The sequence below is a fragment of the Flavobacterium sp. genome, from assembly GCF_027490375.1.
Lineage (GTDB): Bacteria > Bacteroidota > Bacteroidia > Flavobacteriales > Flavobacteriaceae > Flavobacterium.
On the sequence record NZ_JAIXYH010000069.1, the window covers coordinates 33,329 to 46,478 of the forward strand.

14 protein-coding genes are annotated in these 13,150 nt (G+C 38.4%); 6 read left to right on the forward strand and 8 right to left on the reverse strand.

Translation table 11 applies throughout. The features are described from left to right. Nucleotides 1–9: 9 nt before the first annotated feature. From Q0064_RS09190 to tgt, 7 genes are all read right to left on the reverse strand, one after another. Nucleotides 10–786 (reverse strand): hypothetical protein, encoded by a 777-nt coding sequence (locus Q0064_RS09190; protein ID WP_298147539.1) that lies wholly within the window; start codon nucleotides 784–786, stop codon nucleotides 10–12. A 1-nt stretch (nucleotide 787) separates the two neighbouring features. Then, a complete protein-coding gene (locus Q0064_RS09195) occupies nucleotides 788–988 on the reverse strand; it encodes a hypothetical protein (protein WP_298147541.1) in 201 nt (66 codons plus the stop codon). Between the two features lie 217 nt (nucleotides 989–1,205). Next, nucleotides 1,206–3,554, reverse strand: a complete 2,349-nt coding sequence (locus Q0064_RS09200; protein ID WP_298147543.1) for a DEAD/DEAH box helicase — start codon at nucleotides 3,552–3,554, stop codon at nucleotides 1,206–1,208. Beyond that, nucleotides 3,521–4,432 carry a Hachiman antiphage defense system protein HamA gene (locus Q0064_RS09205; RefSeq protein ID WP_298147546.1) on the reverse strand — a complete coding sequence of 304 codons (912 nt, stop codon included), beginning with the start codon at nucleotides 4,430–4,432 and terminating at the stop codon, nucleotides 3,521–3,523. The genes Q0064_RS09200 and Q0064_RS09205 overlap by 34 nt, the downstream gene beginning before the upstream one ends. A 419-nt stretch (nucleotides 4,433–4,851) precedes the next feature. Beyond that, nucleotides 4,852–5,736 carry a DMT family transporter gene (locus tag Q0064_RS09210; protein WP_298147549.1) on the reverse strand — a complete coding sequence of 295 codons (885 nt, stop codon included), beginning with the start codon at nucleotides 5,734–5,736 and terminating at the stop codon, nucleotides 4,852–4,854. After that, entirely contained in the window at nucleotides 5,723–6,835 is a 1,113-nt protein-coding gene (locus Q0064_RS09215; RefSeq protein WP_298147551.1) for an LptF/LptG family permease, read from the reverse strand. The genes Q0064_RS09210 and Q0064_RS09215 overlap by 14 nt, the downstream gene beginning before the upstream one ends. A 1-nt stretch (nucleotide 6,836) precedes the next feature. Then, nucleotides 6,837–7,967 carry a tRNA guanosine(34) transglycosylase Tgt gene (gene tgt, locus Q0064_RS09220; RefSeq protein ID WP_094487423.1) on the reverse strand — a complete coding sequence of 377 codons (1,131 nt, stop codon included), beginning with the start codon at nucleotides 7,965–7,967 and terminating at the stop codon, nucleotides 6,837–6,839. Nucleotides 7,968–8,290: 323 nt separating this feature from the next. On the opposite strand from tgt, the gene Q0064_RS09225 reads away from it, so the two are divergent. Genes Q0064_RS09225 through Q0064_RS09245 form a run of 5 tightly spaced genes read left to right on the forward strand, consistent with a single transcriptional unit; the run spans nucleotide 8,291 to nucleotide 11,755 of the window. Continuing rightward, nucleotides 8,291–8,896 (forward strand): SatD family protein, encoded by a 606-nt coding sequence (locus Q0064_RS09225; RefSeq protein ID WP_298147554.1) that lies wholly within the window; start codon nucleotides 8,291–8,293, stop codon nucleotides 8,894–8,896. After that, complete coding sequence (locus Q0064_RS09230) at nucleotides 8,884–9,600, forward strand: DUF3307 domain-containing protein (protein WP_298147556.1); 717 nt, start codon at nucleotides 8,884–8,886, stop codon at nucleotides 9,598–9,600. The genes Q0064_RS09225 and Q0064_RS09230 overlap by 13 nt, the downstream gene beginning before the upstream one ends. A gap of 6 nt (nucleotides 9,601–9,606) precedes the next feature. Continuing rightward, nucleotides 9,607–10,137, forward strand: coding sequence for a DUF1003 domain-containing protein (locus Q0064_RS09235; RefSeq protein ID WP_298147558.1), 531 nt, complete (start codon nucleotides 9,607–9,609; stop codon nucleotides 10,135–10,137). A gap of 11 nt (nucleotides 10,138–10,148) precedes the next feature. Next, entirely contained in the window at nucleotides 10,149–10,565 is a 417-nt protein-coding gene (locus Q0064_RS09240; protein WP_298147560.1) for a hypothetical protein, read from the forward strand. Continuing rightward, on the forward strand, nucleotides 10,562–11,755 hold the full coding sequence (locus tag Q0064_RS09245; RefSeq protein ID WP_298147562.1) for a chloride channel protein: 1,194 nt from the start codon (nucleotides 10,562–10,564) through the stop codon (nucleotides 11,753–11,755). Before Q0064_RS09240 ends, Q0064_RS09245 begins: the two co-directional genes overlap by 4 nt. On the opposite strand, the gene Q0064_RS09250 is transcribed toward Q0064_RS09245, so the two are convergent. Then, on the reverse strand, nucleotides 11,752–12,207 hold the full coding sequence (locus Q0064_RS09250; protein WP_298147564.1) for an META domain-containing protein: 456 nt from the start codon (nucleotides 12,205–12,207) through the stop codon (nucleotides 11,752–11,754). The two genes, Q0064_RS09245 and Q0064_RS09250, sit on opposite strands and share 4 nt — an antisense overlap. Nucleotides 12,208–12,296: 89 nt before the next feature. Here Q0064_RS09250 and Q0064_RS09255 point away from each other — a divergent pair, with 89 nt between their 5' ends. Beyond that, a complete protein-coding gene (locus Q0064_RS09255) occupies nucleotides 12,297–13,079 on the forward strand; it encodes a DUF2490 domain-containing protein (RefSeq protein ID WP_298147566.1) in 783 nt (260 codons plus the stop codon). Nucleotides 13,080–13,150 lie beyond the last annotated feature (71 nt).

Here is a 13,150-nt window from a genome sequence, read left to right on the forward strand (position 1 = left end):
ATTTAGTTTTTAAAGTGATTCAAATAATGATGTTGCTTTTTTTGTTAATTTTTGTCCAATAAGTTTTTCACTCAATCCTAGAAATACACCAAATATTATCGCCGTAAACGAATCTGTCGTTATAGACTTTGTCGATATTTTACCAATTTCAAGAACTATGGCTTCTTTGTAAAATAGCAAAGAAAACATTAAAGCCATTACGCCAACAAAAATTAGCCGAATAACTGGTTCTAGTCTGTCTTCTTCAATTGTTGTTAATTCTTCAAACGTCAGTACAGTCTTTCGGGCACCAAAGGATAACCAAACTCCAATCAAACTTGCACACCAAACAAATAGAAAATTTGAGAAAGTACTAAGATTGTTTATGATGTCGTAATTTTTAAAATAGTAGATTGTTTTTATAGTTAAAGCTACAATAAGAATTGGAAGTCCAAGATAGGCAGCTTTCAAACCTAATGTTTTGAAATAAGTGTTTTTAACTTCTCCAGACTTTTTATCAATTATTTCTGCTTTCAATTGTTGTAAAGCATTAAAAGAAATTGTGGGTTGAGCGTTCTCTTCTGGGACCAAACCTGCCTGAGCAAGTGTTAAAAGTTGAGAAAAATAATGTTGAAGTTCTATGGGTGTATTCTCAAATAGTTTTCTAACAACCACTAAAGTCTTTTCAATTTCTAAATGAAGTTTTTGCTGATTTTCACTTACTTGGCTTATACTTGGTTTTACCGAAAATATAATATCATTCGGAATCGCTTCATTCTTTACAACAATATAACAACCTTTTTCCATTTTACATGTTTTTACCGCAATTTGGGCAAGTACTACTTGCAACTGCAAATGATTCAAAAATCTTTTCTTGAAATATGTATCCCTCGAATGTATAGTTTTTTTCTACAAAATTCAATTCATTTAAAAGTTGTTTCTGTTTATCATCTAATTTAGGAAGATTTGACAAATGTTCTTTGATTGATTTTAATTGTTTAGGTAACATACAATTATTGATTTAGTTAATATTTTTCTGTGTTTACGTGTGTTGCAGCTGTATTGCCACTAGCGGTTCTCAGCTATACGCAGTCAGGGCATTTAACCACTGAACTTCCTATAAAAATCTGTACTTTATTCTTACCGCTTTCCAGTACTATGAAGCACGAAATCCATGCCTGCCTGAGATGATGTTGGGTGCTGGCTTTTTTGTCAAGTTGTCAGTTTTACTCCTCAATTATTTTCTTTATTTTTTTGTAAATCGATTTTTCATAACTGTCGAAACTATTAAAAATTTCCTTACTTGTGGCAATGTTGTTAGAATCATAGTAGTCAATTATTCTCTGCGGCACACCATAGTCACTTGCAATTCTTGCCTCTTCACTAAATGCGTTATACTCTAATTTAATGAGTAGTTTGTCAATGCCATTTACCTCTTCAAAATTAATGCCGTACGTATAAGAGAACCAAAACTTATACATCAAATTAAAAACACCTAAAAACTTTACCAACTGATATTTATAAGTGTTAAATATTAGTGTTGATGTCTTTCTCATTGCAGTATTCACTGCATTTTTATTTCCGGCGCTTCTTTCTGAATGCAAGTAAAACCGATAAACACCCTGAAATCCATATTTTACATAACTATTTAATGAAGCATACAAAATAGAGTATGAATTTGGAGAATAATTGTCTTTAAATTTATTTTCAATTAAAGCTCTTAGATTTTCATTTTCTACAAATTCAAATATCAGGTCTAATATTACTTGGAAACCATCTTTATCAATACTAAGGTTAGGAGAGTTCAATCTCGAAATTAGTCTTCTGATTCGCACATGATAAACCTGTGGGAGGCCTCTAATTTTATCAAACATTTTAACTTTATCACGCCTACTTATTACTTTGAATTGAGAAATAATCTCGTCTGGAATGCCTCTTTCAATTTGAAGTGCCTTTATTTCTTCTAAACGCTGTTTGCTTCTGTCATCTAAAAATTGTGGTGGGGTCATTTCATCATCAATTTCTTTTCTGTTGTCAGAATTTTGATAATTTGTATGTTCAATTTGGTTGCCTGTTTTATTAATAACATCTAAGAATTCCTTGTCCAAAGAAATTACTCGACCTTTATAATGTTCCATAAATCGACCTGCTCTACCTGCAATATTTTTTGCATCAAATGTTAATAATGGTTTCCCATTTTTTCCTGCTCCTTTCTCGCTTTTGTAAACAATCATATTTTTTGCGGTGGTATTTACACCTTCGGTAATAGTAGTAGTGGAGGTTAGAATGTTAATTCCTGATTGAGGAGTATTAAAAAGGTTAACTATTTCCTTTTGGATATATTTTGGAACTACTCCGTGATGAACACCAATTCCTTTTTCAAGAGATTTTATTACAACCCAATCATTATCATATCTACTTTTCAAGTGTTCCAAAAAAGATGAAAAATAATTTGAGTCTATATTTACTCTTTCATATTCTGTTGCTACTTTTTCAGCATTTGCTTGTGTGTTGCAATAAACTATTACGTTTTCATCTTTTAGAAGAAGTCGATTAATAATTTCTTGTATTCTGGCCTTTTTAGTTGTTTTTCTACTAAAGTCAAATTCAATTCCATCAATGTTTATTTTCCCCTTTTCTGATTCAATTTCATTTTTACTGACCTTGACTATTTCGTATTGGTTTCTTAAAAGTTTAGTAATCTGAAAGTCAGACAAGAATAAGTCAAAAGAAGGATTGTAATTTGGGGATTCTGGCTCAAAAATTTCAATATATGGCCCCGCTAATAGCAAGTCTACATCTAAGAATCTTGACATTCCATAAAATATTGCCATTCTGTATGCAACATCTCTTTCGTTCTCTTTTGCCTCATTGTCAATTATATAACCGTTATCTATCTTATAAACTTCATCAACAAATATAAAATCAAGTGTTATGTTAAAATTCGGTTTGTCTAGAAATGATAGAAATCTTTCTGGTGTAAAAATGAAAATATTTGTCTCGCCATAATCATTGTCTATATCACTAAGAGTATGGATTTTATATTCTATTGGAAACTTTATTTTTCCCTCTTTGATTTTAGATAAATTCTCGGTCAACAAGGCTATACTAGGGAAAATGAGTGCAATATTTTTATACTGCATTTTCTTTATTACCTCATAAACTAGGTGTGTCTTGCCAAATGAAGTTGAAGCAGAAAGGAAAAATCTATTTTTTTGACCTTCAAAAAATAGATTAAGAATTTCCATTTGATACTGATGAAGTTTTGAGTTGTCATCTGTATATAATGAACATTCATACAACAAAGAGGAAAGTGTATTCAAACCAATATTCTCGTCATCTATAGATGAGTTGTATGCAGCATTGAATTTGTCAAGTATATCGTAGTAATGCGGAACCCCTGCTTTATTTGATAAATAAAGTAAAAACCGTTTGTCTGAATCATCAAGCTCTTCATCTTTGATAAAATCAAAAAAGTCACAAACTTTGTCAAGCAAATCGTGAGAAGCCAAATTTCCGTTATTGAAGGAGTTTAAAGCCTTTACAACATCAAGGGTTCTTTCTTGTCTATCCATTCAATAATTGTTTCTTTAGATTTTTTTACATCTTCAATTGGCATAAGAATGAAAAATATAGAATATTCAATGCTAATATTATCAAATTTCAAATGGCTGTAATTATCATTTATATGCTTAATCGCAGCTCTAATTGTCTCATTATAGTCGTTCTCAACGGTATTGAAAGTAACCAAAACAGGATAAACCAATTTAATTTGATTATCTCTTAATTCATCTTCTAATGATTCAATTATGCATTTATCCCATTTGTCGAGAATCTCAAATAACTTGGATTCTTTGTCAATTATATTTCCTTTCTTCTGTAGTATTGTTGTGAAATTAGTGTTCACTAAATAATCATCAGAGATAGCCTTCTCAATATTAATGAACACTTTGTCGATTGCGGCTATGCCATCTTCATAAAATTTGGTTTCGCCAAACCACAATTCGATTTCATTTCCTCTTTGTATTAATTGAAAAGAATCATAACCTGTCACTTCTGACTTTTTCTGGATATCATAAAAGTATCCACGAGATACTAAAGTATTTGCATTATATAATTGATGAAGAACTGCGTAAAGCAAAGATTCGCCATATATACCTAATCGTCTTTTTGCAAGGTCTGATGCAGAATGGTTGTACTTGAACTTAGTATTAAACGCTTTTACGAACATTTTTTGATGGTCACCATCCAAAAGTTGAAACTCATCATACGCATAGTAAAGAATACTTTCATAAATAATCCTGTTCAAATCTTCTGAATTTCCGCATTTGTAACAGTCATCATTTAAATCTTTATGTGTGATGCAGGTCTTATCGATTCCTAGATCTAAGTTAGACAACCTATATTCTAAGATGATTGTGTTGTTTATTAGTTGTCTTAAACTATCCTTCATTCACTTCATTTGTTATACGATTGTTGACTTTAAAGCTTACTGCTAACTCAACAATCGGTAAAGTCTCCACTCTCTTTCCAATTTTTACAAAAAACAAACATAAATTATTTATTAACAGTACGTTACATTAATAAATCTATGCGCATTTTGTCTATGCTAAATCGGGCACTTGTTTCGCCTCTTGCGCTACTAATTAAATTTGTACATCGCTAAATTACGGGATTCCCACTTCCCAAAACTACCTACTTATAGGTATTTTTTCACGAATTTTTGGTAACGTATTTCCTAGCCCGGATGGTAGCGGCAGCCCGTAAGAAAAATACGGTATTGTGAAACGGTTGGAGCGTGGTGACCCAAGAAACCGCGCGCAAACCGATTGAACAAACCGGATTTTTTGCGGACTATAGCGAACAGCCGGATTAGCTACTTACGGTTGTTCTTGATTTGATGTAGCCGTTTAGCAATACCGTGGCCAAAATTACCGCGGCGCCCACGTAAAAACCGAGACTCATTTGCTCGCTGTCGCCTAAAATAAAGTACGCTAAAAAAATGCCGTAAACCGGTTCCAAATTAGTGGTTAACATAACCGTGTACGGCGAGAGCTTTTTCATGATGTCGACCGAAGCCGTAAACGCATAAGCCGTGCAAATACTCGCCAAAATCAGCAAGTAAAACCAATCGCTGCCGGAAAGTTGAAGTAATTCGGCGGTAACTTCGCCCGTTGCCAACAAGTACACACTCACAGCTAGAAATCCGGCGAAAAATTCGTACACCGTTAAAATAGAAGCGGGATTGTTGCGCGTTAATTTTCCGTTACACAAGGTAAATAAAACGCCCATAATTAACGAAAACAGCGCACAAACAGCACCTTCGAGATACTGCACCTCGACTTGTATGATAAAACTGAGTCCGGCAACGATTATCAATCCAAAAAATACTTCGTACCACAGCATTTTACGCTTGAAAAAGAAGGGCTCGAGCAAAGCCGCAAAGAACGAACCCGTTGAAAATACCGCTAAGGTGATCGAAACATTCGAGATTTTAATGGCTTTGAAAAAGAAAATCCAATGTAAAGCAATTAGCAAACCTACGCCTGCCGTTTTGAGTAACAGCGCTCGAGAAATGGCCAAATTTACCTTCTGACTGCGTTGCCACAAATACAAAAAAACCGTAGCTAAACCCATGCGAAACCACACCAAACGGTATTCTTGTATGCTGATTAAATCGCCCAAAACAGCGGTAAAACCCCATATAAAAACGATGAGGTGCATTTTGAGATGTGCGCCGGTTTTATCGTTTAGCATTGCGAAGCAGGTAAATCGCTAAAGTACCGAAAAGTACGTTTGGTGTCCACACGGCCAACAAAGGCGGAATACTCGATTTTTCGGCCAAAACTCCAAAAATTTTATCGAAGAAGATATACGTAAATGCCAAAGCTATACCGATAGCCAAGTTAATTCCCATACCGCCGCGACGTTTCATAGACGAAACCGCCACCGCAATTATGGTTAGTATAAACGCCGAAACCGGAATACTGAATTTCTTGTAATACACCACCAAATACGAACTAATGTTACTCGAACCGCGGTTACGCTCCTTGTCGATAAAACTGCTCAACTCGTGTAAACTCAAGGTTTCAGCCACGTAAACGGTGGGCGTTAAATCTTCTAAATCGAACTGAAAAATCGTATCCATTTTTGGTTTCGACTCTAATTTATCCGACAGCGGTCCGATGGTGCGCTTTTTGTACCCGTACAGCGAAAAATTCTTCTTAATCGGATTGTATTTAATTCGATCGGCATTGATTTTAAACACCATTTTGTTATTGGCATCGAACTTCTCGTACGAAAAGTTGAACGCCATTTTGGCATCGTGATTAAAGGTACCTACGTGAATGAAATCGGTTTTATTAACTTGTCGGAATACGTTGCTGTTTTTCCGAATTTGCGCTTTTCCACTACTGCCTTTCAGATAGTTATACCGGAAATTATTAAAACCTTCGCTGGCTTTTGGAACGATAAAAATTCCCATCAGCAGCGAAAACAAAGAAACGATGGTGGCACCAAAAATGTAGGGTCGTAAAAATCGGGTAAACGATATTCCGCTGCTCAGTATGGCAATGATTTCGGTGTTGTTAGCCAACTTCGAGGTAAACCAAATTACGGAAAGGAACAGGAAAATCGGGAAAAGTAGGTTGGCGAAATAAATTGTAAAATCGAGGTAATAGAGTGCAATTTTACCGAAAGGTATTTTGTTTTCCATCATTCGATTGACCTTTTCGGCAACGTCGATCGTAATTCCGATGGGAATAAAAAGCATCAGCATCACCGAAAAGGTAGCTAAATACCGGTTCAGGATGTACTTATCGATTATCGTTAACTTCCCCATCTTTAGTTTTTGCATATTACAAACGCTGGTTCATTTGTTTTACCATCTTATTTTTCCATTCGGCGAAAGTGCCTGCAAGAATTTGTTTGCGTGCTTCGCGCACCAACCACATGTAAAACCCAAGGTTGTGAATGGTTGCAATTTGTTTGCCGAGATACTCGTTTGCTGCAAATAAATGGCGCAAATACGCTTTCGAATATTCGTGATCTACAAAGGTTGTTCCGTTTTCATCTAAAGGTGAAAAATCGGCTTCCCACTTTTTATTCTTGATGTTAATTGTGCCGTTTGCGGTAAACAACATGCCGTTACGGGCATTTCGCGTAGGCATCACACAGTCGAACATATCTATTCCCAACGCAATATTCTCCAAAATATTGATTGGCGTACCTACTCCCATCAAGTAACGCGGTTTATCTTGTGGCAGAATCTCAGTTACGACCTCGGTCATTGCGTACATTTCTTCGGCAGGTTCACCCACAGATAAGCCTCCGATGGCGTTACCTACTTGGTTGGAATTTGCTATGTATTCGGCTGATTGTCGGCGTAAATCCTTGTACGTACTTCCTTGAACAATCGGAAAAAATGCTTGCGAATAGCCGTATTTGTAGGGAACTTTTTCTAAATGAGCGATACAGCGATCGAGCCAGCGGTGTGTCATGTGCATGGAACGCTGTGCGTAGCGGTAATCGCACGGATACGGTGTACATTCGTCGAACGCCATGATGATATCGGCTCCGATGGTGCGCTGGATTTCCATCACATTTTCGGGTGTGAAGAAGTGATACGAACCATCGATATGCGACTTAAACTTAACGCCTTCTTCTTTTATTTTTCGATTGGCCGAAAGCGAATATACTTGATAACCGCCCGAATCGGTAAGTATGTTTCGGTCCCAATTCATGAACTTATGCAAACCTCCTGCCCGCTCTAAAATATCGAGCTGCGGACGCAAATACAGGTGATACGTATTTCCGAGGATGATGTCTGGATTAATTTCTTCGCGCAATTCGCGTTGGTGAACGCCTTTGACCGAAGCCACGGTTCCGACCGGCATAAAAATGGGCGTTTCGATGATTCCGTGATCTGTAGTAATTTTTCCGGCGCGCGCACGCGAATGCGGGTCGGTATGTAGCAGATTAAATTCCATAGTATTTTTAACGGCTGCAAAGATACACAAAGCCTCGGCATCGTCAGCATTTGTACCTGATCGCTAAACCACTTTTAATTTTCGTGTGAATTAATGTCTTTCAACAGTTTGCAAATTCTTAGACTTATGAAACAAAATCAATTTCCGAATACGCATGAATACTCTGTACAACCAGCTCTTTAAAAAATGTCTTGCTTCGGTTTATTTTAAATAATTGGCGTAAATAAGTCTATTTATAGAAATTGGCTTAAATAAACCTATTTTTAAAAATAGGCGTAAATAAACCTATTTTTTTTGTATTTTTGATGAAATAATACTTGGATATGTATGCAGTGATCACAGGCGATATTATTGCTTCAAGAAGTGTAGAACCAAACCGTTGGCAACTTTTGCTTGAGAAATTTCTACAGGAAAATGCCGAACCCGCTCACGATTACGCTATTTCGCGAGGCGACAGTTTTCAAATTCAGGTTGTGGCTTCTAGCTGTTTGGAAGTGGCCATACAACTTTCGGCTTTGCTGAGCGCCGAATCGGGCGTTGGTGTTCGTATGGGAATTGGCATTGGAATAACGGAATTGTCGGAAAAATCTATTTCAATGAAAATGAGTGATGCGCATATTTTTTCTGGTAAAGCATTCGACATGCTCAAAAACGACCGCCTTCGCATCAAAACTAAAAACCAAGAATTCGATGAAACGCTAAACGTAATTTGTAGCTTTATCGGAATTTTGATAAAAAACTGGAAACCCGCAACGGCTGCAACGATTTATCACGCTTTGAAACGAAACGACTTATCGCAAAAAGCCTTGTCGGCACTGCTGCAAAAACACGAAACCAGTGTTTCAAAAGCATTAAAACGCGGCGGATTTCACGAAATAGAACAAGCCATTAACTTGTTTAAAAAAATGCTCGAAACATGCTCGATTTAGCACTAAAAATACTGTTAGCCCATTTGTTGGGCGATTTCGTCTTGCAGTCGTCTCGGATGGCAGCAGCTATCGAAAATCGAGTGTTAAAATCGCCCATGCTTTACCTGCACACCGGCATTCACCTGTTCTTGTTGCTGCTGTTTACGCAATTTTCAAAAAACTTAATCTTGCCGTGTATTTTACTGGCTGCCAGTCATTTTTTAATCGATGCGTTCACAAAAACTGTATTAAAAAAACGGCTGAGCCCTATTGCTGTTTTTAGTTTCGATCAGTTGCTGCACTTTGGTGCTTTAGCGCTGTTTGTGGCCTATCATCAGACATACGAAATAGATTGGGAACGCATTTTCGGTACGAAAACCCTTTTGGCTGCAAACGCCGTTTTGGTTACTACCTTTTGTTCGGCTGTTGTGATGAAGAAATTGATGCAGTTTTTTCCGTACGAAGCGCCAAAAACGGGACTTGCAGAAGCCGGGTTTTACATTGGAATTCTGGAACGTTTGCTGATTTTCATTTTCATCACTTGCAATTTGTGGGAAGGCGTTGGCTTTTTACTTGCCGCGAAATCTATTTTCCGCTTTGGCGATTTGCGTGAAAACAAAGAAATAAAACTAACCGAATACATACTTATCGGAACGCTATTGAGCTTCACGCTTGCTATCGTAACCGCACTAATTTATCTAAAGATCCGAGTCACACTAAATTAAAAAGTTATGCAAACCGAATTTGAATCTGCCGAAGATTTTGCTGTTGACCAACTGCGAAAATTACGCGAAATTGTTTCTAAAACACTGGAAGAAGAGCAATTAATTACCGAAAATCTGTTGCATCCACCGCGCGAATACCTGACTCAAGGACAGAAAATTTCTGATAAAGTGGCACGTTTTGGCGGCAGCTGGTCGTTTATCATCAGCTTTTTTGTTTTGCTGGTCATATGGATTTTATTCAACAGCTTGGCATTAACGTCTGAGCGCTTTGATCCGTATCCGTTTATATTGATGAATCTCATCTTGTCGTGTATTGCTGCTTTGCAAGCGCCGATTATCATGATGAGTCAGAACCGACAAGAGGAAAAAGATCGGCAGCGTTCTGAAAACGATTATTTAGTAAATTTGAAATCCGAACTCGAAATTAGAAGTTTGCACCAGAAAATCGACTTAATCGCCGAAGAACAACTCAAAGCGATTTACGATTTAGAAGCCAAAATACTGACGAAATTAAACGATTCTAAAATTCAAGACTAGCTATTCGACACATGGCAACGAAAACTTGGCAACAAAAATTCGATCAACGCAAGGAAGCAGAAGTGAAGCGAATCGACAAACGTTTTGCCGACATTCCCGAAAACGCACTCATGCTTATTGCAACTCCACAAATTTTTGCCGATTACATTGCACAAATTCCTGCGGGAACTTTGGTATCTATGACTGATATCCGGAAAGATCTTGCACTCACCCACGGTGCAACGCATACCTGTCCGGTAACGACGGGCATTTTCCTACGGATTGTAGCCGAACTCAATTACGAAAAGTATCAAGCAGGAACACCCTTAAGCGAAATCACACCTTTTTGGCGGGCAATTGCTCCCACCGCTCCTCTGGCGAAAAAACTAAGCTTTGGAACCGATTTTCTTCAAAAAAACTTAGCCGCCGAACAAGAAGTTAACGCTTGAAACGCTTGGCCTTTCCTAAAATAACGCCCATTAAAGAACTGATTCGCTGGATCATTGCCCTGCTGCTCTTATCTAGCTGCGTTGGCTTGGTTTCGGGCGTGTTTTTGTATGTTTTGGACGGCGTTACGAATCTTCGTTTACAGGTTCCGTATCTCATATTCGGACTTCCTTTTGCGGGCTATTTCATGGTTTGGTATTATCAAAAATTCGCGCCCAGTTATCAAGCCGGAACAAAAATGTTGGTTGCAGCTTTACAGAACGGTAATCAAAACTGGAACTTCTTTTTAGCGCCGCTCATCTTCGTAACCACTTTACTTACGCACCTATTCGGGGGCAGTGCCGGACGCGAAGGAACCGCGGTACAAATGGCCGCCGGACTTGAATCGGCCATTAGTAAACTAGTTCCATTCGATGCAACAAAGCAGAAAACCTTTTTGCGTTGTGCGCTAGCCGCCGGATTTAGCGCTGTATTTGGCGTTCCCCTCGCAGGATTTGTCTTTGCTTTCGAAGTCGACAAAACTAAAAGCATCAATGCGTTTTCTGTGGCATCGGTGTGCTTTTGTGCCCTTGTGGCAAATGTCGTGGCTTTATTGCTTCCTATTTCGCATGCAACGTATAAAACGGCGGTTCTACCCGATTGGAGTTTTGGCTTATTCCTCGCTTTACTTGCATGCTCCTTGGCCTTCGGATTTACTGCCCGCTTGTTCATCGAATTACAAGAAAGAATAGGGATTGTCTTTCAGAAAATTACTGATAAAAAGCCGTTGCAAGCCTTCATCGGTGGCTGCATACTTATTGCACTAGTCTTTGTTTTACAAACCGACCGCTATCTCGGATTAGGTATTTCAGAAATTGAAAACGCTTTTCAACAACCCACCGACGGAACTGTATTTGGCTGGAAACTCTTATTTACCGCAATTACATTAGCAGCCGGATTTAAAGGTGGCGAAGTTACCCCGCTGTTTTTTATCGGTGCAACGCTTGGAAGTTTTCTCGCCTTGCAGCTTGGTTTACCTCTTGGTTTTGTTGCAGCACTAGGCTTTGTTGCCGTATTTGGCGCAGCTGCGGCACTACCATTAACCTGTGCCGTTATGTGCCTAGAACTATTTGGAATACCATACTTTTTGGTTGCGTTTCCGGTTTGCCTTATGGCTCGCATTTTTGCCGGTAAAAAAAGTATTTACACTTAGTGCACGCGAACCAAACGCAGCAGCGGAGCCATACGTGCTTTATTCAGCGAAAGCGTGTCGCCACGTAACGTAAAATTGTCTACAACTTCCAATTTTTGCAAGAATTCGCGTTCCAAACTCATGTCGTTACAAGCCATCATAGTGCTTCCCATTTTGCTGAACTTCAAACGAAAACTTCCGTCTGTTTCAAACGAACCAAAGAAATTATTGCAACTAGCGTTACCCGAAATACGACCCGCTTTCTCTATGGTAATCACCGGCGTTTTCAAGCCAGAAGTTACCGCTGCTGCTTTCCCGTTAAGTTCAATCAACTGCCATTTACTGTATAAACTAATCGGTTCGTTGTTTTTTGCATCCGACAAAACCGCGCGCTGCTGGCAAGCAGTAACTAAAATTACTGCTACTAATCCAACGCCTAACTTCAATAATTTGGTCGTTTTGCTGCTATCCATAATTCCATTTTTTTGAGATTTGAAAATACTAAAAATAAAAGCTGTTTCTGTTATTAACGTACTTTTACGGACAACTAACTACTAAAACTATGCCGTTAAAATTCCGTTATCTGTTGCTCTTTGCTTTTCTCTTGCAAGCAATAAACGCCCAAACCACACGCATCACCGATCGCAACGACATTGGCTGGTACAATTATTTCGGAACCTTCAAAGTGGCCAACAAGTGGAGCGTACACACCGAATACCAATGGCGCCGCGACCAAACCATTTCCAATCCGCAGCAAAGTTTACTTCGCCTCGGAGCAAACTATCAAGCAAGTCCGAAATTGCAACTGCGCTTGGGCTACGCTTGGATAGAAACCTATGCTTACGGCGATATTCCGTTAAACGGCTTCGGAAAAACATTTATTGAGCACCGCAGCTTTCAAATGGCAACGATAACCGATAAAATTTGGAATATCGATCTCTCGCACCGCTTCATGCTCGAGCAACGCTGGGTGGGTCGGTTCAACTCGGCAGCATCGACGTCCGAAGACGAATACCTGTTTTTAAATCGACTGCGCTACATGTTTCGCCTGCAAATTCCTTTGGCTAAAAATCCGAAACCTAAAACACCGTATCTAGCGGTTTACGACGAGATTTTCCTCGGATTTGGCGAAAATATCGGTGCCAATGTCTTTGATCAAAATCGCCTCGGACTCCTACTCGGCTGCAACCTCACTTCTAATTTAAAAATCGAAGCCGGCTACCTCAACCAAATCGTGCAGTTTGGCAGAAACATCAACAATCAGGACGTTTATCAATACAATAACGGTTTGATTGTCAACACTATATTCAATTTCGATTTCCAGAAAAACAAAGAAACCAAATAACCGATTTTCAACTTTATTTGGGCGTTCCCGCGAGAACGAAATCGCTTCATCTAAAATCGTAACTTCGCGGT